General features: G+C 73.0%; 21 protein-coding genes and 1 riboswitch. Of the genes, 10 read left to right on the top strand and 11 right to left on the bottom strand.

The features are described 5' to 3' along the window. Positions 1 to 56: 56 nt before the first annotated feature. Genes D7044_RS14980 through D7044_RS14970 form a run of 3 tightly spaced genes read right to left on the bottom strand, consistent with a single transcriptional unit; the run spans position 57 to position 2,883 of the window. Positions 57 to 908 (bottom strand): menaquinone biosynthetic enzyme MqnA/MqnD family protein, encoded by an 852-nt coding sequence (locus D7044_RS14980; protein WP_120673738.1) that lies wholly within the window; start codon positions 906 to 908, stop codon positions 57 to 59. Positions 909 to 941: 33 nt separating this feature from the next. After that, positions 942 to 2,258 (bottom strand): MFS transporter, encoded by a 1,317-nt coding sequence (locus tag D7044_RS14975; protein WP_120689309.1) that lies wholly within the window; start codon positions 2,256 to 2,258, stop codon positions 942 to 944. Positions 2,259 to 2,301: 43 nt separating this feature from the next. Further along, the gene (locus D7044_RS14970; protein ID WP_120673740.1) at positions 2,302 to 2,883 is read right to left on the bottom strand and encodes an ArsR/SmtB family transcription factor; all 582 of its coding nucleotides are present in this window, start codon (positions 2,881 to 2,883) and stop codon (positions 2,302 to 2,304) included. A 124-nt stretch (positions 2,884 to 3,007) separates the two neighbouring features. Between D7044_RS14970 and D7044_RS14965 the strand changes: the two genes are divergently transcribed. The 5 genes from D7044_RS14965 (at position 3,008) to D7044_RS14945 (ending at position 8,760) form a co-directional block, all read left to right on the top strand. After that, a complete protein-coding gene (locus D7044_RS14965; protein ID WP_120689308.1) occupies positions 3,008 to 3,808 on the top strand; it encodes a carbon-nitrogen hydrolase family protein in 801 nt (266 codons plus the stop codon). Between the two features lie 207 nt (positions 3,809 to 4,015). Then, the gene (locus D7044_RS14960; protein ID WP_120689307.1) at positions 4,016 to 6,097 is read left to right on the top strand and encodes a HelD family protein; all 2,082 of its coding nucleotides are present in this window, start codon (positions 4,016 to 4,018) and stop codon (positions 6,095 to 6,097) included. Between the two features lie 127 nt (positions 6,098 to 6,224). Beyond that, positions 6,225 to 7,133, top strand: a complete 909-nt coding sequence (locus tag D7044_RS14955) for an ABC transporter ATP-binding protein (RefSeq protein WP_120689306.1) — start codon at positions 6,225 to 6,227, stop codon at positions 7,131 to 7,133. A gap of 28 nt (positions 7,134 to 7,161) precedes the next feature. Next, positions 7,162 to 7,899 (top strand): ABC transporter permease, encoded by a 738-nt coding sequence (locus tag D7044_RS14950; RefSeq protein WP_120673744.1) that lies wholly within the window; start codon positions 7,162 to 7,164, stop codon positions 7,897 to 7,899. Positions 7,900 to 7,992: 93 nt separating this feature from the next. After that, a complete protein-coding gene (locus D7044_RS14945; protein ID WP_120673745.1) occupies positions 7,993 to 8,760 on the top strand; it encodes a VOC family protein in 768 nt (255 codons plus the stop codon). A 140-nt stretch (positions 8,761 to 8,900) separates the two neighbouring features. Here D7044_RS14945 and D7044_RS14940 read toward each other — a convergent pair whose 3' ends face one another. The 4 genes from D7044_RS14940 to D7044_RS14925 all read right to left on the bottom strand — a co-directional run bounded on the left by D7044_RS14940 (position 8,901) and on the right by D7044_RS14925 (position 13,983). Next, a complete protein-coding gene (locus D7044_RS14940; RefSeq protein ID WP_120673984.1) occupies positions 8,901 to 9,638 on the bottom strand; it encodes an ABC transporter ATP-binding protein in 738 nt (245 codons plus the stop codon). Positions 9,639 to 9,679: 41 nt separating this feature from the next. After that, entirely contained in the window at positions 9,680 to 10,756 is a 1,077-nt protein-coding gene (locus D7044_RS14935) for a FecCD family ABC transporter permease (RefSeq protein WP_120689451.1), read from the bottom strand. 52 nt (positions 10,757 to 10,808) lie between these two features. After that, complete coding sequence (locus D7044_RS14930) at positions 10,809 to 11,747, bottom strand: ABC transporter substrate-binding protein (protein ID WP_120689305.1); 939 nt, start codon at positions 11,745 to 11,747, stop codon at positions 10,809 to 10,811. 81 nt (positions 11,748 to 11,828) lie between these two features. After that, positions 11,829 to 11,967: riboswitch (cobalamin riboswitch) on the bottom strand. Between the two features lie 141 nt (positions 11,968 to 12,108). Then, positions 12,109 to 13,983, bottom strand: a complete 1,875-nt coding sequence (locus D7044_RS14925) for a M14 family zinc carboxypeptidase (protein ID WP_120689304.1) — start codon at positions 13,981 to 13,983, stop codon at positions 12,109 to 12,111. A 212-nt stretch (positions 13,984 to 14,195) separates the two neighbouring features. Between D7044_RS14925 and D7044_RS14920 the strand changes: the two genes are divergently transcribed. After that, the gene (locus D7044_RS14920) at positions 14,196 to 15,557 is read left to right on the top strand and encodes a C39 family peptidase (protein WP_120689303.1); all 1,362 of its coding nucleotides are present in this window, start codon (positions 14,196 to 14,198) and stop codon (positions 15,555 to 15,557) included. A gap of 54 nt (positions 15,558 to 15,611) precedes the next feature. Here the strand turns inward: D7044_RS14920 and D7044_RS14915 are convergent, their stop codons facing one another. From D7044_RS14915 to mqnE, 4 genes are all read right to left on the bottom strand, one after another. Then, positions 15,612 to 16,094: a hypothetical protein gene (locus tag D7044_RS14915; RefSeq protein ID WP_120673749.1), complete on the bottom strand. Its 483-nt coding sequence runs from the start codon at positions 16,092 to 16,094 to the stop codon at positions 15,612 to 15,614. A gap of 78 nt (positions 16,095 to 16,172) precedes the next feature. After that, entirely contained in the window at positions 16,173 to 16,457 is a 285-nt protein-coding gene (locus D7044_RS14910) for a DUF4229 domain-containing protein (protein ID WP_120673986.1), read from the bottom strand. Between the two features lie 64 nt (positions 16,458 to 16,521). Continuing rightward, positions 16,522 to 16,944 carry a hypothetical protein gene (locus D7044_RS14905; RefSeq protein ID WP_120673750.1) on the bottom strand — a complete coding sequence of 141 codons (423 nt, stop codon included), beginning with the start codon at positions 16,942 to 16,944 and terminating at the stop codon, positions 16,522 to 16,524. 24 nt (positions 16,945 to 16,968) lie between these two features. After that, a complete protein-coding gene (gene mqnE / locus D7044_RS14900) occupies positions 16,969 to 18,138 on the bottom strand; it encodes an aminofutalosine synthase MqnE (protein WP_120673751.1) in 1,170 nt (389 codons plus the stop codon). Positions 18,139 to 18,469: 331 nt separating this feature from the next. Here mqnE and D7044_RS14895 point away from each other — a divergent pair, with 331 nt between their 5' ends. The 4 genes from D7044_RS14895 to D7044_RS14875 all read left to right on the top strand — a co-directional run bounded on the left by D7044_RS14895 (position 18,470) and on the right by D7044_RS14875 (position 24,205). Then, the gene (locus D7044_RS14895) at positions 18,470 to 20,017 is read left to right on the top strand and encodes a C40 family peptidase (protein WP_120673987.1); all 1,548 of its coding nucleotides are present in this window, start codon (positions 18,470 to 18,472) and stop codon (positions 20,015 to 20,017) included. A gap of 163 nt (positions 20,018 to 20,180) precedes the next feature. Next, the gene (locus D7044_RS32995) at positions 20,181 to 21,425 is read left to right on the top strand and encodes a hypothetical protein (protein ID WP_158610009.1); all 1,245 of its coding nucleotides are present in this window, start codon (positions 20,181 to 20,183) and stop codon (positions 21,423 to 21,425) included. A 259-nt stretch (positions 21,426 to 21,684) separates the two neighbouring features. After that, complete coding sequence (locus tag D7044_RS14880; protein ID WP_120689301.1) at positions 21,685 to 23,448, top strand: DEAD/DEAH box helicase; 1,764 nt, start codon at positions 21,685 to 21,687, stop codon at positions 23,446 to 23,448. Positions 23,449 to 23,575: 127 nt separating this feature from the next. Next, positions 23,576 to 24,205, top strand: a complete 630-nt coding sequence (locus tag D7044_RS14875) for a putative glycolipid-binding domain-containing protein (RefSeq protein ID WP_233562887.1) — start codon at positions 23,576 to 23,578, stop codon at positions 24,203 to 24,205. Positions 24,206 to 24,313: the final 108 nt, after the last annotated feature.

Below are 24,313 nucleotides of genomic sequence, written 5' to 3'. Positions count from 1 at the left end.
GGAGGGTCGGGGTCTCCGGCTCCGCAGCTGCCCCGACCTCCGAAAAGGCGAGTCGCTCAGCCGGCGAAGAACGCGGGGCCGTTCGGCGGCAGGGCGGGCGCCTCGCCGAGCGCGGCGGCCCGCCGGGCGAACTCCCGCAAGCCGGCGACCTGCCGCTCACCCAGCGAGAAGTCGAGGGTACGGAAGTACGTGGCCAGGGTCTCCGCGTCGAACGGCTCCCACCGGGCACCGGCCTCGGCGACCTGATCGAGCTCGGTGAGGCTGAGGTCGCGGGAGCGCAGGAACGCCTCGTGCACCTCCTTCACCCGGCCCGGATGGGCGGCCGCGAAGTCCCGGCGTACCGCCCAGACGGCGAAGACCATCGGCAGGCCGGTCCACTCCCGCCACGCCTGCCCGAGGTCGGTCACCTCCAGGCCCCGGCGCGGCGCCTCGTAGAGCGCGCGCAGCGCCACGTCGCCGATGACCACGGCCGCGTCCGCCTCCAGCAGCATCTGCGTCAGATCCGGCGGGCAGCGGAAGTACTCGGGGCGCACCCCGTACCGCTCGCCCAGCAGCAGTTGCGCGAGCAGTACGCCGGTCCGCGAGGTCGAGCCGAGCGCGACCCGGGCGCCGTCCAGCTCGGTGAGCGGCCGGGTGGAGACGATGTTCACCGAGAGCACCGGCCCGTCGCTGCCGACGGCGAGGCCCGGCAGGAGCAGCAACTCGTCGGCGTGCCGCAGGTATTCGAGCTGAGAGATCGGCCCGATGTCCAGGTCACCGGCGACCAGCGCCTCGTTCAGCCGGTCCGGAGTGTCCTTCTGCAGGTCCACGTCGATCAGCGCACCGGAGCGCATCAGCCCCCAGTAGATCGGCAGGCAGTTGAGGAACTGGATGTGTCCAACCCGCGGACGGGCGATGCGCTCAGCCATGGCTCGACCGTATCGCTGTCGGTGGGGTGCGGCTCAGCGACCCGGCACCGGAGTGACGGCGGTCCCCGCCTCCGCCTTCGGTGCGGCGGCCGGCTCCGCGGGGTCCGCTGTGCGGGGCGCCTGCTGCGGCGTTCCCGCCGCTCGATCCCTGCGGGCCGCCCGGGACAGGGGTACGGCCAGCACGCCGACCGCGGCCAGCCCGGCGACCCCGGCGGCGGCCACCAGCGGTCGGGGGTCGACCAGTTCGAGCAGGACCCCGCCGGCCAGGTAGCCCACCATGGACGCGCCCTGGACCGCCCCGACGTAGCTCGCGAACGCCCGTCCCCGGACCGCCTCCGGCACCCGCCGGGCCATCAGCACGGTGCCGAAGACGTTGTTGCCGCCGTTGAAGATCCCGCCGACCAGCCAGATCGGCACGAGCAGCAGCGCGGTCGGCACGGCCGCGGAGACCAGCACCATCAGGCAGCACCCGCCGAGCAGGGCGAGCCCGGCACCGGCCAGCGCCCCGTCGCGGTGGAGCCGCCCGACGGCCCGCGCGAAGATCCACGAACCGGCCAGCGCGCCCAGCGTCCAGGCGCCGGTGACCAGCCCGTACATGGTCGTGCTGCTGTGCAGGGTCTCCCGGATGAAGAAGACCTCCACCACGTTGATGGCACCGACCGAGCCGACCACTCCGGCCACCCCGATCACGGTGGCGAGCAGCAGCGGGTCGCGGCGCAGCCGCCAGGTGCGTGGCTCGATCCCACCGTCGGCCAACACCTTCTCCGGTACCCGACGACCGCCCCGCCGGGTACGGATGAGCAGCCCGGCCGCCACCAGGGCGAGGTAGCTGGCCGCGTCGAGGAGCAGCGGGAGGCGGGTGCCGAAGCCGCCCACCAGGACGCCGGCGAGCGCGGGGCCGGCGAGCACGCCGAGCGTCCCCGCCGACTGCTGAAGTGCGCTGGCGCGGGGCAGGTCCGCCGGTCGCACCATGGCGGGGACCAGGGCGGCCAGCACCGGTTGGGTGACGGCCAGACCGACCGCGAGCAGCCCGGCCAGGGCGATCATCATGGCCGGTCGCTCGGCGTACGCCAGGGCGAGACAGATGCCTGCCTGGGCCAGCCCGGCGATGACCAGCAGTGTGCGGCTGTCCACACGGTCGGCGAGCCGCCCGGTCAGCGGGGCGAGTACCACGAGCGGCAGGGTGGCGGCGAGCAGCAGACCGGAGACGGCGAGGCCGCCGGCCCCGGCGCTCTGCAGGGCGAGGGTGAGGGCGCTCGCGGCGAGGAAGTCTCCGCAGCTGGAGATGCCGCGGGCGGCGGTGGCGAGCCAGACGTCCGACCAGCGCGAGGGAGCAGTTGTGAAGGACATACTTCGAAAATAATCCTTCACAACTGCTTCGGGCAACCCCCATTCACTCCAGCGGCAGCGCCTTGTAGTAGATCGAGACGGTCCGGGCGTCAGACGGCGGATCGGTACGCGTCCGCTTGCGATACGGCTCCAACAGCCGATCCACCGCATCGGTCAGTTCGGCGAGCTCCGCCGCGGTAATCAGGAGCTGGCTCTCGAAGAGCCGGGCGACGTCGTACCACTCGGGCGGCTCGGCCGACGCGCGCCGCAACCAGTCGCGGCTGCGCTTCAGCTCGACGGCGAGGAACGCCTCAACGACCGCGGTCTGGGCCGCCACCGCCTCCGGCCCGGCGTCCCGACCGGCGTCCACCGTCCAGCTGGGGCTGACGGTCCGCCAGATCCGCTCCCGCGCGTCACCACGGCTCGGTGCCGGCTCGACGAGGCCGGCCTTGGCCAGCTCCCGCAGGTGGTAGCTGGTGGCACTCGGCGACAGGCCGGCGATCTCAGCGCTCTCGGTGGCGGTCGCGCCTTCCGGGAGCGCACTCAGCTGTTCCATGATCGCGAGTCGGGCCGGATGAGCCAGCGCCCGCATCACCTGCGGGTCGCTGATCCTCAGCCCACGTCGCTCGACAGGCGGCTCGGTCATACCCCCATGATCCCGGCCGCTCCCCCACCTCGTCGCCCGCCCCGCCCGGCGCGGCAAGGCGTGCTCGACGGCCTCACCCAACGCCGGCGACGCGCCTCGTGGACGACCCGGGTAGGAAGGGACGATGCGAATCACCGCGACCATCGGTCAGATCCCGACGCCGTGGGACATCCGTACAAATCTCGCGTCCATCGAAGCGGTCGTGGCCCAGAGCGAACCGGACGACCTCGTGCTGCTGCCCGAAGGCGCCATCTCGGGGTACGCCCCGGACCTGTCTCCGCTCGCCACGCTCGACCGGGCACACCTCGCCGACGCGATCGAGCGGATCGCCGAACTGGCACGACGTCGAGGGGTCCACATCTTCTGCGGCTCACTCCTGCCCGAGGAGGGCGCATGGTGGAACGTCGCGCTGCACTTCCCGCCGTCCGACGGGCGATGGATCTACCGGAAGATCAACCTGGCGGTGAACGAACAGTCGGCCGCGCTCCGGGCCGGTGCCGAACTGCCCACGCGGCGGGTACGTCAGCCCGACGGAGAGCTCGTCGTCGGCGTGCAGCTGTGCCGGGAGATCCGCTACCCCGAACAGTGGCAGTACCTGGCGCGTTCCGGCGCGCAGGCGTTCGTCTACCTCACCAACGCCGCCAGCCACGAGGCGACGCCTGGTGTCTGGCGCAGCCACCTGATCAGCCGAGCGGCCGAGAACCAGCGGTTCGTCTTCGCGGTGAACCTCGCCGATCCCCGCCAGCACTGCCCGAGCATGGTCGTGTCGCCACGGGGCGAGGTGCTCGCCGAGTTGCCGCCCGGCGAAGCGGGCACGCTCCGCGTCACCGTCGACCTGGCCCAGGTCTCGGACTGGATTCTCGACCAGCAGCGACGGGACGTGGTCGACCTGCAGTACCGCCCCGACGCCTGCGAGCCGGCCTGACGGTCGCCCCGAGCAGCAACAGACATCGCCACGAGCCGCGGATCCGCCCGGAAATTCCGTCGCCGCCGGTCGGCTCCGAGGCGTAGGGTGGACGACCGCGCGCATCGACGCGCGACTCCTGCCTGCGGGCACAGCCGACACCGCCTCGACGGAGCGCCGGGCGGCCCAGGTCACCGATCACACGAACGCACCGGAAGGTCGCCTCGGATGACCCTTGCTGCCCACACCTCCCACGAACCCACCGATCTCGACGAGGAACTGACCTCCGAGCGAGCCCACCTGGAGAGCTCCCGAGCCGCGCTGCGCCGGATGCGGGAACGGGCGGAGGCCCTCTTCGCCACCGGCGACACGGTCGCCGGCGACTCGTACACCGCCGAGCAGCTGGGCCGCCACATGGCCCGGCGGGTGAAGGAGCTGGCCGACGACCCGACCACCCCGCTCTTCTTCGGCCGGCTCGATTTCGGCGCGGCCACCGAACGCCGCCACGGCGGCGACGTCGAGGCCGACGACGAGGTCGTCGGCGTGTACCACGTCGGACGGCGGCACGTCACCGACGAGCTGGGCGAACCGATGGTGCTCGACTGGCGCGCCCCGGTGTCGCGAGCCTTCTACCGGGCCAGCGCCCGCGACCCGCAGGGCGTCGCCGTCCGCCGCCGGTTCGGCTTCAGCACCGGCGTGCTCACCAGCTTCGAGGACGAGCACCTGGACCGGGGCGAGGAGCTCGGCACCACGAGCCGGATCCTCACCGCCGAGATCGAGCGCCCCCGCGTCGGACCGATGCGGGACATCGTCGCCACCATCCAGCCCGAACAGGACGAGCTGGTCCGGGCCGACCTCGCCGACTCGATCTGCGTGCAGGGCGCACCCGGCACCGGGAAGACCGCCGTCGGGCTGCACCGCGCCGCCTTCCTGCTCTACCTGCACCGGGAGCGGCTGAACCGGTCCGGTGTGCTGATCGTCGGGCCGAACCGGGCGTTCCTGTCCTACATCGCGGCGGTGCTTCCGGCCCTCGGCGAGGTGGAGGTCGAACAGTCCACGGTCGAGGACCTGGTCACCCGCGTGCCGGTACGCGCGGTCGAGGACCCCGCCACGGCGACGCTCAAGCACGACGTACGCATGGCGGAGCTGCTGCGCCGCGCGCTCGAGGCCCACATCGGCGAGCCGACCGAACCGATCATGGTGTCCGACGGCTCGTTCCGTTGGCGGATCGGGCTGGAGCCGCTGCACCGGGTGATCGAGGAGACGCGCCGGGAGGGGCTGCCGTACGGTGTCGGCCGCGAGCGGGTCCGGGCACGGGTGGTGAGCCTGCTGCAACGGCAGTCCGAGGCGCGGCGCGCGGAGTCACCGAGCGACGCCTGGCTGCGCCGGATGGCGAAGTCACGACCGGTGACCGAGTTCCTCGACACCGCCTGGCCGGCGGTCACCCCCGAAGGCCTGGTACACACCCTCCTCGCCGACCCGGCGGCGCTCGCCTCCGCCGCGGACGGTCTGCTCACCGAGGCCGAGCAGGCGCAGCTGCTCTGGCGAAAGCCGGCGCGCACCGCCAAGGCGACCAAGTGGACGGCGGCCGACGCGGTCCTCGTCGACGAGGCGGCGGGGCTGATCGAACGGCCCGCCGGCTTCGGCCACGTCGTCATCGACGAGGCGCAGGACCTCTCCCCCATGCAGTGCCGGGCCATCGCGCGACGCAGCGAGCACGGATCGATCACCCTCCTCGGCGACCTGGCCCAGGGCACCGCCCCCTGGGCCGCCACCGACTGGCGGGAGACCCTCGCCCACCTGGGCAAGCCCGACGCGGTCGTGGTCCCGCTGACCATCGGTTTCCGGGTGCCGGCCGCCGTGGTCGCCCTCGCGAACCGGTTGCTTCCGGCGCTCGCCGTGAACGTGCCCCCTGCCGAGTCGCTGCGCCGGGACGGCGGTCTCGACGTGCGTACGGTGCCGGATCTGACCGAGGCGACGGTGGCCGAGGTGCGGGCGGCCCTGGCGCACGACGGCTCGGTCGGCGTCATCGCGGCGGACGACACGGTGGCGGGACTGCGCTCGGCTCTCGCCGAGGCGGGCATCGAGACCACCACCGCCGACGACGTGGCGGCCACCGTGCGGGTCACCGTGGTGCCCGCGACCCTGGTCAAGGGCCTGGAGTACGACCACGTGGTGGTCGTCGAGCCGGCCGCGATCGTGGCCGCCGAACCACGCGGCCTGCACCGGCTCTACGTGGTGCTGACCCGGGCGGTGTCCCGGCTGGCCGTGCTGCACCACGACCCGCTGCCGGCCGCCTTGGCCGGCTGAGACGACCCCGGCCGCTCGGCACCGGCACGCTGCCCCGGCGAGCCACGGTCGACGGGGCAGCGGCGGTGGCGCCGGGCGAGTAGACAGAGAGCCGGCAGGTTAACGGGACCCCGCGAAGGAGCACCGCATGTTGCTGGCGCGCGCCGACCAGGTCACCCGCCGCTACGGTGACGTGCTGGCCCTCGACCGGGTCGACCTGACCGTCCGGGCCGGCGAGATGGTCGGCCTGCTCGGGCCGAACGGGGCCGGCAAGAGCACTCTGATGAACCTGATCGTCGGCCTGCGCCGCCCCACCTCGGGCCGGATCGAACTCTTCGGCGGCGATCCGCGCGACCCGGCGTCCCGCCGGCAGCTCGGCATGACGCCGCAGGAGACCGGCCTGCCCGGCACCCTGCGCGTCGGCGAGGTGGTGGACTTCGTGGCCGCCCACTACCCCGATCCGGTGCCCCGCGGCGAGCTGCTCGACCGCTTCGGGCTGACCGACCAGGTCCGGCGGCAGACCGGTGGCCTCTCCGGCGGCCAGCGCCGACGGCTCGCGGTGGCGCTGGCCTTCGTCGGCCGTCCCCGGCTGGTGCTGCTCGACGAGCCGACCACCGGCCTCGACGTCGAGGCGCGCCGCACCCTCTGGGACGCCATCCGCGCGTTCCACGCCGACGGCGGGACGGTGCTGCTGAGCAGCCACTACCTGGAGGAGGTGGAGGCGCTGGCCGAGCGGGTGGTGGTGATCGGGCACGGTCGGATGCTCGCCGACGACAGCGTGGACGCGATCCGCTCCGTGGTCGGCGTACGCCGGGTCGGCTTCGTCGCCGACGAGCTGCCGGCGCTGCCCGGCGTGGTGCGCAGCGAGCTGATCGACGGCCGGCACCACCTGCTCACCACCGACGCCGACCAGCTGGTGCGGGACCTGGTCGTCGCCGGGGTCGCCTTCAGCGAGCTGGAGGTCCGCCCCACCTCGCTGGAGGAGGCGTTCCTCGCCATCACAGCCGAGGAGCGACCGCGCGACGAGCCACCCGTCACCGCCACCGCGGGCCGCTGAGCCGCCGCCGACGCAGGAGAGGGAAGCCGTGCAACTCACCCTGGTCCACACCCGCTACCAGCTGCTGGAGATCGTCCGGATCCCGATCGCCCTCATCGGCAGCGCGTTCTTCCCCGCCGCCGCGATGCTCTTCTTCGTGGTGCCGTTCGCGGGGAAGGATCCGGTCGGCGCGACCTACGCCACCGCGTCGATGGTCACCTTCTCGGTGATGAGCGCCAACATCTTCCAGTACGGAATCGGCGTGGCCGAGGACCGCGACCAGCCCTGGAATCCGTACACCCGGACCCTGCCCGCGGGGCCGGGGCCACGGCTCGCCGGCCGGGTGCTGGCCGGGCTGGCGCTCACCTACCTCTCGCTGCTCCCGGTGCTGGTGATCAGCGCGACGCTGACCGCCGCAAGGATCACGCCGCTGGCGTTCCTGCTGGCCATCGGCACCGTCGCCGTGGTGTCGGTGCCGTTCACGCTGATGGGGCTCGCCATCGGCTACTCGCTGCCGAGCAAGGCGGCCATCGTGGTCGCGCAGATCGTCTTCTTCCCGCTCGCCTTCGGCGGGGGCCTGCTCTCCGCCCCGGGCGAGGCGCCGGGGTTCATCGAGGTGATCGCGCCCTACCTGCCGACCCGAGGGGCGGCCGAGCTGATGTGGGCGACCGTCGGTGACTACCCGATGCGACCGCTGTCGCTGAGCATGCTGGGCGTCTGGGTGGTGGTGCTGGCGTCGCTGGCCGTCTGGGCGTACCGGCGGGACGAGGGTCGCCGGTTCAGCTGACGATTCGTCCGTTTTCGCCCCGTACGTCGGCGGGACGGTGCCAGGATTCCGGCAAGGGGGCGGTCGTGCCGCCCCGAGCCGAGAGGGGTCACCGTGAACACCGTCCCGCCGGGTACGCCCTGCTGGGCCGACCTGGCCACCCCGGACCTCGCCGACGCCCGGCGGTTCTATCCCGAGCTGTTCGGCTGGACCGGGCGGGTGGCGACGGAGCCGGAGGCGGGCGGTTACACGGTCTTCCAGCTGCGCGGGCAGGCCGTCGCCGGGGCCGGCCCACCGGCCATCCCCGACCAGGTGCCGATCTGGTCGACGTACCTGGCCACCGATGACGCCGAGCTGGTCGCCGGCCGGGTCGAACGGGCCGGCGGGCAGGTGGTGGTGCCGCCGTTCGAGGTCTTCGACCGGGGGCGGATGGCGGTCTTCGCCGACCCGGCCGGCGCGTCGTTCAGCGTCTGGCAGCCGATGTCGATGCCCGGTGGCGAGGTCTTCAACGTGCCCGGCGCGATGGCCTGGAACGAACTGGTCACCCCCGACCCGGAGGGAGCGAAGGTCTTCTACGAGCTGGTCTTCGGCTGGCAGCCGGACGACCAGGTGGTCGGCGCGATGACCTACACCGGGTGGCGGCTCGGCGCGCAGATCGTGGCCGGGATGATGCCTCCGCTCGCCGACGACTTCCCGGCGGACCTGCCGGCGTACTGGACGGTCTACTTCGCGGTCGCCGACGCCGACGCCGCGGCGGCCCGCGCCGCCGCGCTGGGCGGAACGATCCTGGTGCCGCCGAGGGACATTCCGACGGGCCGGTTCGCGGCGCTCCGCGATCCCCAGGGCGCCCTCTTCTCGATCATCGACATCGGTACCCCCTGACCCGCCCACCCCACCCCACACCCGCCCAACCCGCCCGCCCTCCCGCCGCACCGGGAGCGTCGACACTTTCACTGAACGAGTGGCCATTCCGGGTGGAATGACCACTCGTTCAGTGAAAGAGGCCCGTCGAGGGAAGGGGGTCAGCGGCGGCGGACGGGAACGATCAGTGGACCGTGCTCGCCGTCGAGGACCCGGACGCTGGCCTTGTAGTGCTCGGCGAGCAGGCTCTCGGTGAGCACCTCACGGGGCGTTCCGGCCGCGGCCACCCGCCCCTCGGCGAGCAGCACCATCCGGTCGGCGTACTCACCGGCGATCGAGAGGTCGTGCATGGTGGCGACCACGGTCAGCTCGTGCTCGCGGCGCAGTTGGTCGACGAGGTCGAGCACCTCCTGCTGGTGGCCGATGTCGAGTGCGCTGGTCGGCTCGTCGAGCAGCAGCAGCGTGGCGCCCTGGGCGAGCGCCCGGGCCAGGAAGACCCGCTGCCGCTCCCCGCCGGAGAGGGTCGCCAGTTCGCGCCGGACGAAGCCGGTCAGGTCCAGCCGGGCGAGCACCTCGTGCACGGCGGCCAGGTCGGCGGCCGACTCCCGTCCCAGCGGGGGGATGTACGGGGTGCGGCCGAGCAGCACGTAGTCGAGCACCGGCATGCCCGGCGGCACCACCGGGGACTGCGCCACCGTGGCCACCACCCGGGCCCGGTTCCGCCGGGGCAGCGACTCGATGGGCGTACCGAAGAGGCTCACGGCGCCCGGCGCGGCCAGCAGGCCGCCGACGGCGCGCAACAGGGTCGACTTGCCGGCGCCGTTCGGGCCGATCACCGTGACCCACTCGCCGACGGCGACGGTCAGGTCGATGCCGGCGAGGATCGGCGTGCGGTCCATGGTGACGTGCAGGTCACGCACCTCGACCGCGGGTGCGGCGCTCACGTCAGCACCCGTCGGGCGGTGCGCAGGATCAGGACGAAGAACGGGCCACCGAGCAGGGCGGTGACCACGCCGATCGGGATCTCGGCGGGAGCGGCGACGGTGCGCGCTGCCACGTCGGTGAGCGCCAGGAACGCGGCGCCGAAGAGCAGCGAGAGCGGCAGGATCACCCGGTAGCTCGACCCGGCGAGCAGTCGGATGGTGTGCGGCACGATGATGCCGACGAAGCCGATCAGGCCGGTCGCGGAGACCGCCGCCGCGGTGCCGAGCGAGGCTGCGGCGATCAGCAGGTAGCGGGAGCGCTGCGGGTGCAGGCCGAGGCTGCTCGCCTCGTCGTCACCGACCGACAGGACGTCCAGCTCGCGGCCGTGCAGCAGCACCACGACGGCGGTGAGCACGGCGTACGGCAGGACCAGCAGGACGTCGTGCCAGCCGGCGGTGGCGAGCCGACCGAGCAGCCAGGAGTAGACCGCCTGGATGCTGTCGGCGTTGCGCTGGAGCAGGTAGGTCTGCCCGGCGGAGAGGAACGCGGAGACCGCCACCCCGGCCAGGATCAGCATCGCCGGGGAGCGGCTGCGGCCGCCCGCCGCACCGAGCAGGTAGGTCAGCGCCACCGCTCCCAGCGAGCCGACGAACGCGGCGAGCGGGATGGTCAGCGGCAGGCCGGTGAGCGCGCCCTCCGAGCCGGCGCCGCCGAGGGCGATCACCGCGGTCACCGCCAGGCCGGCCCCGGCGGCCACGCCGAGCAGGTACGGGTCGGCCAGCGGGTTGCGGAACACGCCCTGGTAGCAGCCACCGGCGAGGGCGAGCATCCCGCCGACGAGCAGGCCGAGCACCACCCGGGGCAGCCGCAGCTCGGTGACGATGGCGATCTCCCGCTCGTTGAGCCCGCTCTCCAGGTGCACCCCGGGCAGCAGGTTGAGCAGTTCGGCGGCGACGCTGCCCGGTGGGATGGTGACCGGGCCGAGCGACACTCCGGCGACCAGCGCGACGAGGACCGCGACGAGCCCGGCGACGAGCCAGCGCGGTCGCAGGCCGGCCGGCCGGGACGGGTTTGGCGTCTCGGCCGGCCGGATGGGCGACGAATCGCGGGCCACGGGTGCGACCCTGGTCACGGTCGACCCTCGGTCACGCGGGCACCTTGGCGACCGCGTCGACGATCGCCCGCAGCAGGTCGACGACCCGCGGCCCCCAGCGGGAGGCGACGCTGTCGTCCAGGGCGACCACCTGGTTGTTCTTCACGGCGGTGAGCCCGGACCAGCCGGCGCGCGCCTTGACCGTGTCGGCGCTCTGCTGGCAGCACTTCGTGTCGGCGAGGAAGATGAAGTCCGGGTCCGCCTTGACGATGATCTCCTGGGAGAGCTGCGGGTACCCGCCGTTCTTGTTGTCGGCGTCGGCGGGGTCGGCGATGTTCTCCAGACCGGCCATCGCGTAGAGCGAACCGATAAAGGTCTTGCTGGTCGCGCTGTAGAGCTCGGTGCCCAGCTCGTGGTAGAAGGTGAGCTTCTCCGACCGCTGCGGCAGGTCCTTCACCAGCTTGGCGATGTCGTCCCGCATCCGCCGGGTCAGGTCGGCCGCCTCGGTGGGGTGCCCGGTGAGCGTGCCCAGGTCGGTGATCTGCTGGTAGGTGTCGTCCAGAGTGGTCGCCGACGGGGTCACCAGCACCGGGATCTTGAGCTTGCCGAGCTGGTCGACGATCTTGTTGCGGTCGTCGGAGATCACCACCAGGTCGGGGTTGCGGCCGGCGATCGCCTCCGCGTTCGGCTGGAAGCCGGAGAGGTCGCTCTTCGGCACCCCGGCCGGGTAGTCCGAGTTGTCGTCGACCGCGGTCACCTGCGGACCGGCGCCGATGGCGAAGAGCATCTCGGTCACGCTCGGCGAGAGCGAGACGATCTTCTCGGGACGCTCGTCGAGAGTGATGTTGCCGACCGTGGCCGGGAAGGCGGCAGCCGACTGGCTGCTGCTGCCGGCGCCGGGGGCGTCGTCGGCCTTCTCGGCGCAGGCGCCGAGGGCGAGCGCGGCGACGGCGAGGGTCGCGGCGAGCAGCCGAGGGGTACGTCTGGACATCGGTCCTCCTGTCGGTCGAGGAGCGTGGTGCTTCGCCGACAGGGGCCGAGCGCCCGTCCGCGAGCGCCCTTCCTCGAGAGCGCGGGTCGCGACCGGTCCGCAGGCGACCTGGCTCGTCCCCGCCGTGGCGGGGTATCACAGTTGCGGGACAGCACCGGGTTCTCACCGGCTTCGCTGTGGAACGGTCGGTAAGACGGTAGCGCACGGGTCGAGCGGGCCCGATCGATGAACGAACCCATCCAGCGTGGCCGATCACCCGACCGGTCGGGGTCCGGGTCGATCGGGCGGTGGTTACCGATATGCCCCGATCCGTGGCGGGCAGGGTGGGGCCCCGTCGGGGGCGGGACGGGGCCCCACCGATTCAGGAGGCGGTGATGGTGACGTTGTCCACAGCCGCCTCGACCAGGCTCGCGCCCGAGGCGTCCGCCGCCTGGACCAGGATCCGTACGCTCTGGCCCGCGTACGGGGTGAGGTTCAGGTTCGCCACCGCCCAGGAGCCGTTGCGGTTGGTCGCCGCCCCGGCCTGGTTCAGCAGGGTGGTGGTGCCGCCGCCGTGCACCACGCTGACCCGGAGGTAGTCGGCCGACGAGGAGTTCGAGCCGTGCGCCAGGTACCAGGCGAGCGAGAGGGTGAGTGTGCCGCCGGCGGGCAGCGTCACCGCCGGCGACTGGGCGCTGGTCACCCCGCCGTCGAGGTCGTAGTCACCGGCCCCGGCGCCGGCCAGCCGGCCGGTGACCAGGTCGTTGCCGCCCGCGTACGGGGTGAGCTGCTTGGCGCCGCTGGACGTGGTCGCCTGGGCGGCGCCCCGCTCCCAGGCCCCGAGGGTCGCGGTGTCCGTGCCGTTCGGGTTCACCGTCCAGCCGGTGGCGGTCTCGAAGGTGTCCGACCAGACAGTGGTGCCGCCACCGCCACCGCAGTACTGGGTCTGCTTGCCGATCGCCCGGTACGGGCAGTCGGCGTACTCGCTGAGCATCAGCACCGCCTCCCGGTTGCGGGAGGTCTGCGCCGGGATCACCTCGTCGGGCGGGTAGAAGCCGCCGCCACCGGCCGACCCCGGGTACATCTCGAAGGTGTAGGCCCAGATGCCGTGCGCCGCCCACATCCAGTCGATGCTGGTGCCGTCGGCGATGTAGAGGTCGCTGGACTGCTCCGGCGTGTAGCCGTTGGTGGCGGCCATCTGCTGGCCGATGGTGGCGAAGGTGTTGTACTGGTCGGCCGTCATCCCGCTGGGCGTGTTGGCGGTCGTGTAGCCGAACGGCCAGAGCACGAGCTGCGAGTAGGTGTGGAAGTCGATGTTGGCCTTGATCTGCTGCACACCGCCGACCACCCGGCTGTTGACGAAGTTCCGCAGCGCCTGTGTCTCCGGCGCGGAGAACGCCGACGGGCCCCGGTAGGTCTCCGACGAGGTCGAGCCCGACGAGCCGCCGCAGCAGCCCCACTGGTAGGACCAGTTCCGGTTCAGGTCGGTGCCGATCGCCGACGAGCCGCTGTTCGGCTGCCGGTTCTTCCGCCAGGACCGGTAGGACCCGGTGGCGATGTCGTACTCGCTGCCGTCCGGGTTGACCGTCGGCACGATCCAGATCTCCCGCCCGTTGACGAGGTTGGTGATCCGGGAGTCGCTGCCGTACCCGTCGGTGAAGAGGTTCAGCAGGTAGATCGCCATCTCCACGGTCAGGTGCTCGCGGGCGTGCTGCTGGGCGTTGAAGAGGAGCTCCGGCTCGTTCTCGTCGGTGGCGACGTTGTCGGAGATCTTCACGGCCATCAGGTCGCGGCCCTCGTAGGAGCTGCCGATGCTGAGCTTGCGGGCGATCGTCGGGTGGCTGGACACGACCTGGTTCACCACCGCGGTCAGCTCGGCGTAGTCGTGGTAGTTCGAGTCGGCGGGTGGGAAGGCGAGGGTGCCGACGTCGCCGTGGGTGTGCGGGGTGGACGGTGGCGCGGGGACCGCTTCCAGCCGGAAGCCGAGGCGGCCGATCGCCGCGGCCTCGGCCGGCGTCGCCGAGACGTGCAGCACGCCGTGCTCGCTGTAGTCGATCGCCGCGCCGGTGCGGGCCACCGCGTTGCGGTCGGCGAGCGTACGGGGGCCGAGCACCCGGTACTCGGCGGCGGCCGATCCGCCGGGTCCGGTGCCCGGTCGGGCGGCGGCCGGGCCGGTGGTGACGGTGACGAACGCCAGGCCGGCGGCGACGGCGAGCGCCAGGGCGCGACGGAGGGGGATGGAGGTACGGAAGGCCATGGACAACCTCCTCGGAGGGCGGGAGATCCCGCTCGGTGGAGCACACTCCACCACCCGTCACATGGTCATATCAATATTGATCACTGCCTCTTCCATGCCAAGCGGATCATCATCCCGGCAATGATTTTCCATCCATCCAGATATGGCGAAACTTCCCTGCAAGCGGGACACTGACCGGCGACGATGCCCGACCACACCCCCGCGGAGCACCCATGGCCAGATCACGTCTGAGCGTGGCCGCCCTCGCCGGCGTCACCGCGCTCACCCTCCTCGGCACCGCCGTACCGGCGTACGCGGCCACCCCCGCCGCGGCGGCCCACCAGGCCACCCGGCCGGTCAACCACGACGAACAGGTCACCTTCCACGACTGGTCCCGCTACCCCGACTGGCGGCGGGGCAGCCACTCCGGCACCCGGGCGGTTCCCGGTCCCCGCCCCGGCCTGACCCTGGCCCGACCCGCCGGCACCACCGAATACACCGATCCGCACACCGGGGTCACCCGCAGCTGGGAGTACGGCACCTGGACCTCCCCGGTCACCGCGGTCGGCTTCGACGCGACCGAGCTGGTCGCCTCCTGGAACGCGAAGACCCCGGCCGGCACCTGGGTCCAGGTCGAGCTCCAGGGCAGGTACAACACCGGCGACAGGACGCCGTGGTACGTGATGGGCCGGTGGGCCTCCGGGGACGCGGACGTCAAGCGGACCACGGTCAACAGCCAGGGCGACCCGTGGTCGACGATCTGGACCGACACGTTCAGCATCGACGACGCCTCCGCCGGGGTGCTGCTGCGCTCGTACCAGCTGCGGCTGACCCTCTACCGGGCGCCCGGGCAGGCCGCCGCTCCGGTGGTGCACATGCTCGGCGCGATGAGCTCGAACGTGCCGGACCGGTTCACCGTCACGCCGAGCGCCGGGCACATCGCCTGGGGCGTCGAGCTGCCGGTGCCCCGCTACTCGCAGAACGTGCACTCCGGGCACTACCCCGAGTACGACGGCGGCGGCGAGGCCTGGTGCTCCCCCACCTCGACCGAGATGGTAGTCGAGTACTGGGGACGGCAGCCCTCCGCGGCGGACACCGCCTGGGTCGACCCGACCTACCCGGATCCGACGGTCAACCACGCGGCCCGGATGACCTACGACTACGCGTACGACGGCGCGGGCAACTGGCCGTTCAACACCGCGTACGCCGCCAGCTTCCCGGGCCTGGAGGGTCGGGTCACCCGACTGCACTCCCTGGACGAGGTGGAGCGCTTCATCGCCGCCGGCATCCCGGTCGTGACCAGCCAGTCCTTCCTCGCCAGCGAGCTGGACGGGGCGAACTACGGCACCTCCGGTCACCTCTTCGTGGTGGTCGGCTTCACCGCGGACGGGGACGTGATCGTCAACGACCCCGCCTCGTCCAGCAACGACGTGGTGCGCAACGTCTACCAGCGGGAGCAGTTCGAGCAGATCTGGCTGCGCACCAAGCGGATCAACGCGAGCGGCGGCGTCTCCGGCGGCTCCGGCGGCGTCGCGTACCTGATCAAGCCGGTCAACAAGCCCTGGCCACGGGTGCCCGGCTCGACCAACTGGTGAGAACGAGCGAGCCCGGCGCGGTCGCAGTCGACCGTGCCGGGCTCACCGTTACGTTCAGTTCAGCCCGGTGGCGGCGAGGAAGGCCTCGTCCGTCGCCCTCCGCTCGCGGCGCCGACGGACCTCCCGCAGGATGACGATCACCCAGGCCACCGCGGCCACCAGCCCGGCGAGGGTGAGCCCGGTGACGAGCAGCCAGGTGGAGCCGCCGCTGGTGGAGAAGACGCCGTCACCCGCGCCCGTGTCCCGGGCCGGAGCGGTCTCACCTGCCGAGAGCCCGTCCGGCGCGTCATAGAGGATCACGTCGGTGCGCGTCGCGCCCGCGTCGGTCGTGAAGTCGCCGTACCAGGTGCAGCTACGCCGGGAGCACTCCTGGCGCTCCGCGGTGAAACTGCCGGAGGTGCCCCCACCGCCGTGCGCCTGCCACGCCGGCACGAGGTCACCGGTGCCCGCCACGAACCCGATGACGGCGATGATCGGGAGGCCGACCCAGAGGAAGAACTTGGCCCGCCAGTCACTGATCTTGCTGGAAATTCCCACGGCGGCAGACCCTAGCGGGGCGGTCCCGGTCGCGATGACCCGTTTTTCCGCCGGCCCCGCCCGACACGAGCAGCCCCGCTACCGAGGCTGGCCCTCCTGCCGCTCGCCCTCGTTCGGCTCGTCCTCGCCCGCCAGCGCGGAGCGCAGGCGCTCCTTCTCCGCCCGGCGACGCTGCGACGCGCCGGCCATCTCCTCGGCCATCTCGTCCCGCCAGCCCTTGAGCAGGAAGAACGAGAGCGCCGCGGAGAAGACCAACGCCAGCATCAGCTTCAGGAAGACGTTGATGTCGACCAGCCAGAGGGCCGCCAGCACGACGACGAACAACCCGAGCCGCCCCAGCGTGTACTTGACCGCCGCGCTCACCTGCACCACTCCGTTCTCGCTCCGCCGGTCGGTCCGGCGAACGCCTCAGCCCGCGGGGGGCGGTTCAGCCCGTCCGACGGGCCAGCCAGCGGACGCCGGTGAACCACACCACGGCGTACACCACGGTGAAGGCGGCCGCCGCCAGCGCGCCGGAGAGCAGCCCCGGCAGGCCCGCGGCCAGACCGGCCACCAGCAGCCCGACGACCACCCCGACGGCGGCGGCGAAGACTCCCGCCACCACCCGGGCCGCGCCGAACTCCCAGGCGCGGAAGTCCTCCCAGAAGAGCCAGACCGGAAGGATGATCGACAGCCACCCGTTGGCCCGCCCGAAGCCACCCGCCCCGAACGTGGCGAACGCCCAGTCGAAGAGCACCAGGGTGAGCACCCCGATCACCCAGCCGGCCAGGCTGATCCCGAGCAGATCGCCGAGGAAACGTATCCGCCCGTCGGCGTCCCGCCGAGGAAAACTGCTCTGCTGCTCCGTCATCGCCCTACGAGAGTACGTGGCCGCTCAGGCCCACACCTGCTGCGGCTCGGCACGGCGCTCCGCCAGCGTCGGCGCGGGGTCGTACTCGCGTACCACGTTGTACCGGGTGTCCCGTTCGACGGGGCGGAAACCCGCCTCCCAGATCAGGTTGAGCAGATCCTCCCGGTGCATGGTGTTCGGGGTGCCGTACGAGTCCGCGTCGTGCGTGATCTTGTATTCGACGACCGACCCGTCCAGGTCGTCCACGCCGAAGTTCAGGGAGAGCTGGGCTACCGAGAGGCCGTGCATCACCCAGAAGCACTTGACATGCGGCACGTTGTCGAAGAGCAGCCGGGAGACCGCGAACGTCTTCAGCGACTCGGCCGGCGAGGCCATCGTCGTACGCGCCTGGATGCGGTTACGGATCTTGCCGTCCGCCGAGTCGACGAAGTCGTGCTGGTAGCGCAGCGGAATGAAGACCGCGAAGCCCCCGGTCTCGTCCTGGAGCTCCCGCAGCCGCAGTACGTGGTCGACCCGGTGCCGCGGCTCCTCGATGTGGCCGTAGAGCATCGTGGCCGGCGTCTTCATGCCCTTGCGGTGGGCCAGCGCGTGGATCCGGGACCAGTCCTCCCAGTGACACTCGTGGTCGACGATGTGCTGCCGGACCTCCCAGTCGAAGATCTCCGCACCACCACCGGTCAGCGACTCCAGGCCGGCGTCCATCAGCTCGTCGAGGATCGCGTCGGCGCTCAACCCGCTGATCTTCTCGAACCACTGCACCTCGGTCGCGGTGAAGCACTTGAGCTTGACGTTCGGCAGCGCCGCCTTCAGCTCGCGCAGCACCTTCGGGTAGTAGCGCCACGGCAGCGTCGGGTGCAGGCCGTTGACGATGTGCAGCTCGGTGAGCTGCTCGTCCTCCATCTCCTTCGCCTTGCGGACCGCCTCGTCGATACGCATCGTGTAGGCGTCCTTCTCGCCCGGCTTGCGCTGGAACGAGCAGTACGCGCACGACGCGGAGCAGACGTTGGTCAGGTTCAGGTGCCGGTTGACGTTGAACATCACCCGCTCGCCGTTGAGCTCCGTACGCCGGTGGTGCGCCAGCCGCCCGAGCCAGACGAGGTCGTCGCTCTCGTAGAGCGCGATCCCGTCCTCCCGGGTCAGCCGCTCCCCGGCGTAGACCTTCGCCTCGAGCTCACGCTTGAGTCCGGCGTCCATGGCACGTCCCTTCCACACCCGCGATCCCGATCGAGCGTACGTCGGGCGGCCGACGACTCCGCCGGCACGGTCACGAGCAGGACGACCGGTTAACCGCATTCTCAGCCATCCGTAACCCGACCACACATCGACAAGGCTGCGCCGACTGAGGTAAGACAGGGTGGGGAGGGACACACCGCACCCTTGCTCACCCCGATCGGTCCATCGTGGCCGCGGGAGGAGGCTCCGGGGCGTGGACAACGCGCGGCCACGGCCGCCCAGGGTCCACTGGTAGCGTCCCCACGGCCGCGCCTACCCCGGCGCGGTGACTGCACGGCAGATGGGGAGCGGCATGGTCGACAGCGGGCATGGGCGACGGCGACGGCGACGGAGCCCGGTGGTCTCGCCGGTACTGCGGCCACGGCTCTGGGCCGCGCTACTGGGCGCGATAGCCGCCGCGGTGCTGGCCACCCCGGTCTACGCCGACCCCGCACCGCCCGCCGCCGTGCCGGACTCCGGGGCCCGCCCCACCGTCACCGGCACCCTTCAACTGCCTCCGGGCACGTCCGGCACGACTCCCCCGACGACCGGCGTACCGGGCGGCAACCTCGGCAACGGCCCGTTGGCCAGTCAGATCTACGCCGCCGAGACCCAGGTCGGCACGCTCGGCGAGAACCTGCTCCAAGTACGACAGAAACGCACCGAAGCGCAGACGCAGCTCACCACCGCCGACCGGGAGCTGAAGCTCGCCCGCGACGCACTGGCCCAGGCGCAGGTGACCGCCGACCAGGCGGCCGCCGACGCGTTCAAGGCCGCCGCGGCGCTGCCGTCCGCCGAGTTCGCCGAGGAGCTCGACGGGCTGAGCCGGCTCCAGCGGATCACCCGCGGCGAGAAGGTCGAGGGCTCGACCACCGCGGCGACCGGTGAGCTGGCCCGGGCGCAGGCCGCCGAGCAGGCGGCCTACCAGGCCTACACGACGGCCGAGGCGCAGCTGCGCGGCGTGGCCACGGAGTTCAGCACCGGCGAGACGGCCCTGCGCACCGCCGAGACGAAGCTCCTCACGCTGCGCAAGAACAACGAGGCGCAGCTCCTCCAGCTCGAACGCCAGCAGGAGGCGAGCGAGCAGCAGCTCGGCGCCCAGTACCTGGACGGCCAGAGCGCCAACGGGCTGACCGCCCACCCGCGCGCCCTGGCCGCCGTGCGCTACGCGCTCGCCCAGCTCGGCGACCCGTACGTCTGGGCCGCGGAGGGACCGGACCGGTTCGACTGCTCGGGTCTGATGTGGGCGGCGTACCGGTCGAAGGGCGCCGACTACTTCGACCTGCCCCGCGTCTCCCGCGACCAGTACTACGCGACCCGCGGCCGCACTGTGTCGCGCAACGCGCTGCTCCCGGGCGACCTGCTCTTCTTCGCCTCCGGCAGCAGCTGGACGACGATCCACCACGTCGCGATGTACATCGGCAACGGCAAGATGGTGCAGGCGCCGACCACCGGCGACGTCGTCAAGATCTCCACGGTCTCCTGGTCCCGGCTCTACGCGGCGACCCGGGTGATCGGCGCTGTGCCGACTCCCCCGACGACCCCCCGGCCGCCGACGACGCCGACGCCCACCCCGTCGACCACGCCGAAGCCCACCGGTTCGCCAAAGCCCACCGGCTCACCCAAGCCGACCGGCTCGCCGACGCCGACCGGGTCCACGACGCCGACGCCCACCGGTTCGCCCACGACGAGCCCGACGCCCTCCACGGACCCGAGCCCGAGCGAGACGCCGGATACCACACCGTCCACCAGTCCGACGCCGAGCTCCTCGGCCTCGAACTCCCCCTCACCCAGCCGCAGCTCGGAGACGAGCGGCAGCCCGTCCGCGAGCGGTTCGAAGAGCCCGAGCAGCATCGGCTGAGAGACTGTCGGGAAACCCCGGGGCGAGCAGGGTTTCTCGACAGTCTCTGAACCGCAAGCCCGGACTCCGGGTGTCCCACCCGGGTGTGATGTGGCACCGTGACACCCAGAAACCCGGTCCCGGCCGGGTGCGGGTGCGCAGGCGTGGGGGCGGAGGGGCGGAGATGGCCGAGCAGAACGATCCGGCGGAGGTGGCGGAGCCCGAGACAGCGCCCGTCGACCGGGCCGGCAGCCCGCCGGGTGAGCAGCGCGACTCCGCTCCTGTGGCGAGCCCGGTTCGGGCGCGGGCCAGCGTCGCCGGTGCTGCCGCGCCGACCTCGGGCGGAACGCCGGTGGCGAACCCGGGCCCCGGCACGACCTACCGGGCGACGAGCTCCGCCACGCCGACGGCGACCCCCTCCGGCCCGGCCGGGGAGCTGCCAAGCCAGCGGGACAGCTCGGGCGAGACCGCCCGGGCCGACGCCACCGTCCCGGAGCCGACCCGGGCCACCGCCGACGCGGCGCCGGCCGCCCGGGCCAGCGCCGCCGTACCGACCGTGCGGGCCACGACCGACGAGTCGGCGGCCGCCCGAGCCAGTGCCGCCGTGCCCGCGACCGGCCGGGTGACGGCGTCGGAGGCGCAGGCCGCCGGCGGGGCCCGCTCCGGCGCAGCGGCGGTGTACCGGTCCGGACCGGTCGAGCCGGAGCCACCCGCGCCGGCGCAGCCGCCCCAGCCCGCACAGCCGCCGAAGCCACCGATCCCGGAACCGGAGCCGGCACCCGCGCCCACCCCTCCGCTGCCCGGGCCGACCCCGCCGTCACCCAACCCGCCGGTGCCGACGCCGGCCCCGCCGACGCCGGGCCCCTACCCCCCGGGGCCGCGCCCCGGGCCGCCGCCCGGACCGGTGCCGCCCGGACCGGTGCCACCTGTGCCGGGACCGCCCGCCCCGCCGCCGGGGCCGCCCGTCCCTCCGCCACCGCCGCCACCCGGCCCCACGCCGGCACCGCCGTTCCCCCCGCCCCCGTCGACCTCGTGGCCGACGACGTCCGCCACACCGGCTCCGGCGCAGCCCGGCTCGGGCAGTCGCACCGGCCGCGCCCCGGGAAGCGGCGGTACGGGCACGACCCACGCCGGGCGGTACGACGGCGGGCCGGACCTGGCCGGCACGGTCTACGGCGGCAACGCCACCGAGGGCGCCGGCTTCACCACGGTCGCGCTGCCGAACAACGCGGTCGAGAACTCGGGCTCGTTGACCGGGCACATCCTGGCCCAGGGCTGGGCGGAGACCCCGACCGAACGGTCCCGCAACACCCGCGTGGTGGTGGTGCTCGCCACCGCCCTCGGCCTGCTCGTGCTGATCAGCGTGCTGGTCGTACTGGTCGCCGGCGACGCGGTCGACGGTCTCATCGGCAACGTGCTCAACAGCTGACCGCCCCGGCTCTCCGCCGGTGCGCGACGGGCGTGCGCCGAACCCCTGATCGATGAGCCCGGGCCGGGGCGGCCGGACGGTGAGTCCGCCCACTGCGGTTTCCGCACGGGTGGCGACTCGCCGTGGTCGCCGTACACTTGTTGGGTTCATTCACCCGGTGCGCGCACTGCGCACCCCATGGGCGGTCTTGCGGGCGATTCGCGCGGCGTAGAGCTGCGGCGGGCCATCGCGAAGATGCGCCCCGCTCGAAAGGCACTTCTTGTCCACGTTTGCTGATCCCAGCACGTTTCCGTCCGCTTTCACCGCCCCACCCGTCGACGACCAGCCCAGCCGCGAGGAGACCGCGGAGCAGACCGCCCCGGCCACCGCCGTGCCGGACTTCGCCGCGCTCGGTCTGCCTCAGCCGCTGGTCCGCGCGCTCGCCCGGCAGGGCATCACCACCCCGTTCGAGATCCAACGCGCCACCGTCCCGGACGCGCTCGCCGGCCGGGACGTGCTCGGCCGTGGGCAGACCGGCTCCGGCAAGACCCTCGCCTTCGGCCTGCCGCTGCTCGCCCGGGTCGCCGCCGGGGACCGGGCCCGGCCGCTGCACCCGCGCGCCCTCGTCCTGGTTCCGACCCGGGAACTGGCCATGCAGGTCAACGACGCCCTGCTGCCCCTGGGCAAGGCGGTCGGCGTCTTCCTCAAGACCGCTGTCGGCGGTGTGCCGTACGACCGGCAGATCGACGCGCTGCGTCGCGGGGTGGAGATCATCGTCGCCACCCCGGGCCGGCTCGGCGACCTGATCGAGCGGGGGGTCTGCCGGCTCGACGACGTCGAGACCACCGTGCTCGACGAGGCCGACCAGATGGCCGACATGGGCTTCCTGCCCGAGGTCACCGAGCTGCTCGCGAAGACTCCGGCGGGCGGACAGCGGCTGCTCTTCTCGGCCACCCTCGACGGCGACGTGGACACGCTGGTCAAGCGGTTCATGACCGACCCGGTCACCCACTCCACCGCCCCGCCGACCGCCGCGGTCTCCACCATGGACCACCACGTGCTGCTCATCCCGCCGCAGGACAAGTTCCCGGTGGTGGCGTCGATCGCCGCCCGCAAGGGCCGGACCATGGTCTTCGCCCGTACCCAGCTCGGGGTGGACCGGCTGGTCGGCCAGCTCGCCGCCGTGGGCGTACGCGCCGGTGGCCTGCACGGCGGCAAGACCCAGCGGATGCGTACGCGCACCCTCGCCGAGTTCCGCGAGGGTCGGACGAACGTGCTGGTCGCGACCGACGTGGCCGCCCGCGGCATCCACGTCGACGGGGTCTCCCTGGTGCTGCACGTCGACCCGCCGAAGGACCCGAAGGACTACCTGCACCGGGCGGGCCGCACCGCCCGCGCGGGTGAGTCCGGCGCGGTCGCCACGCTGGTGCTGCCGAAGCAGCGCCGGACCACCCTCGCGATGCTGGAGAAGGCCGGCGTCGAGCCGGCGGAGACCCGGGTCCGGGCCGGTGACGCCACGCTCGCCGAGCTGACGGGCGCGCGGGAGCCGAGCGGGGTACCGGTGCGCGAGGAGCCGGAGGAGCCGCGCCGTCCGGGTGCTCGCTCCGGTGGCCAGCGCCGCTTCGGTGACCGTCCGGAGCGCCGCTTCGGCGAGCGCGGCGGTGAGCGGCGCTACGGCGACCGCCCGCGCGGTGAGCGCCGCTCCGACGACCGGGCGGGGTACCGCACGACGGACGGGCCTCGCGACGAACGGCGCTACGGTGACCGGCCGCAGGGCGACCGCGGGTACGGCGAGCGGCGTCACGGCGACCGGCCGCAGGGCGACCGCGGATACGGCGAGCGTCGTCACGGCGACCGGCCGCAGGGCGAGCGCGACGAACGGCGCTTCGGCGACCGGCCACAGGGCGACCGCCCGTACGGCGAGCGCCGGTACGCCGACCGCGCCGGTGACGCCCGGGGTGAGCGCCGGGGTGCTTTCCGGACGGAGGGCCGGGGTCGTGACGACCGTGGCTACGGCGACCGGGCACCGGCCCGCACCCACTGAACGTCGTCGAGCCGGACGGGATTCACCGCCGGCATCGACGCACCCGAACGCCGCCGTGGAGTTTCCGCTCCGCGGCGGCGTTCGCGCATGCGCTGCCGGTGACGGTCCGGTCGCGTAACGTCGGCTCATGCCGAGCATGCCGAAGTCGCTCTTCTGGACCCGGACGGACACAGCCGGGGCCGAGCACGCCCTCTTCGACGACGGTCAGGGGCTGGCGGCCAGGGGCACGATGCTCGCCGTCGACCCCGTCCCGTGGACCGGCCGCTACCAGGTCAGCACCGATCCGGCGTGGGCCACCACCCGGGTCGAGGTCGAGGTGGAGGGCACCGGCTGGCTGCGCAGCGTACGGCTGGAACGGGCGGCCGACAGGTGGCGCGTGACCACCGCCGAGCAGGGTGACCTGGACGGGGCGCTGGCGGCGGCCGGGTACGCCCCGGCCGGGCTGCCCGGCACCGACGACCCGGACCGGCTGGCCGACGCGCTCGACGTCGACCTCGGCGGCTCCCCGCTCTTCAACGCGCTGCCGGTGCACCGGCTCGGGCTGGCCGGCGCACCCGCCGACCGGTCGCACCGGATCACGGTCGCCTGGGTGCTGGTGCCGAGCCTGATGGTGGTCGCCGCCGAGCAGGTCTACACCTCGCTCGGGCCGGGACGGGTCCGGTTCGCGAGCGACACCTACAGCGCCGAGGTGGAGCTCGACGGCGAGGGGTACGTGCTGCGTTACCCGGGGCTCGCCGAGCGGATCGACCCGCGCTGAGGCGGGCGCGGCGCTCCCCGGCGGGGCCGGCGTCCCCGGCGGTTCCCGCTGGGCGGGGTCGGGCGAGACGGGTTCGGGCGGGGCGGGGTCAGGCGAGACGGGTTCGGG

The organism is Micromonospora musae, assembly GCF_003626635.1.
Classification (GTDB): Bacteria; Actinomycetota; Actinomycetes; order Mycobacteriales; family Micromonosporaceae; genus Micromonospora; species Micromonospora musae.
This window is presented reverse-complemented; position numbering and strand designations above follow the sequence as displayed.

Bases quoted from the DNA above. Each gene is read 5' to 3' on its own strand.
- D7044_RS14930 (WP_120689305.1), bottom strand. From the start codon at position 11,747: ATGTCCAGACGTACCCCTCGGCTGCTCGCCGCGACCCTCGCCGTCGCC.
- D7044_RS14905 (WP_120673750.1), bottom strand. From the start codon at position 16,944: ATGACGGAGCAGCAGAGCAGTTTTCCTCGGCGGGACGCCGACGGGCGG.
- D7044_RS14980 (WP_120673738.1), bottom strand. From the start codon at position 908: ATGGCTGAGCGCATCGCCCGTCCGCGGGTTGGACACATCCAGTTCCTC.
- D7044_RS14965 (WP_120689308.1), top strand. From the start codon at position 3,008: ATGCGAATCACCGCGACCATCGGTCAGATCCCGACGCCGTGGGACATC.
- D7044_RS14895 (WP_120673987.1), top strand. From the start codon at position 18,470: ATGGTCGACAGCGGGCATGGGCGACGGCGACGGCGACGGAGCCCGGTG.
- D7044_RS14920 (WP_120689303.1), top strand. From the start codon at position 14,196: ATGGCCAGATCACGTCTGAGCGTGGCCGCCCTCGCCGGCGTCACCGCG.
- D7044_RS14940 (WP_120673984.1), bottom strand. From the start codon at position 9,638: ATGGACCGCACGCCGATCCTCGCCGGCATCGACCTGACCGTCGCCGTC.
- D7044_RS14925 (WP_120689304.1), bottom strand. From the start codon at position 13,983: ATGGCCTTCCGTACCTCCATCCCCCTCCGTCGCGCCCTGGCGCTCGCC.
- D7044_RS14970 (WP_120673740.1), bottom strand. From the start codon at position 2,883: ATGACCGAGCCGCCTGTCGAGCGACGTGGGCTGAGGATCAGCGACCCG.
- D7044_RS14955 (WP_120689306.1), top strand. From the start codon at position 6,225: ATGTTGCTGGCGCGCGCCGACCAGGTCACCCGCCGCTACGGTGACGTG.
- D7044_RS32995 (WP_158610009.1), top strand. From the start codon at position 20,181: ATGGCCGAGCAGAACGATCCGGCGGAGGTGGCGGAGCCCGAGACAGCG.
- D7044_RS14975 (WP_120689309.1), bottom strand. From the start codon at position 2,258: ATGTCCTTCACAACTGCTCCCTCGCGCTGGTCGGACGTCTGGCTCGCC.
- D7044_RS14960 (WP_120689307.1), top strand. From the start codon at position 4,016: ATGACCCTTGCTGCCCACACCTCCCACGAACCCACCGATCTCGACGAG.
- D7044_RS14875 (WP_233562887.1), top strand. From the start codon at position 23,576: ATGCCGAGCATGCCGAAGTCGCTCTTCTGGACCCGGACGGACACAGCC.
- mqnE (WP_120673751.1), bottom strand. From the start codon at position 18,138: ATGGACGCCGGACTCAAGCGTGAGCTCGAGGCGAAGGTCTACGCCGGG.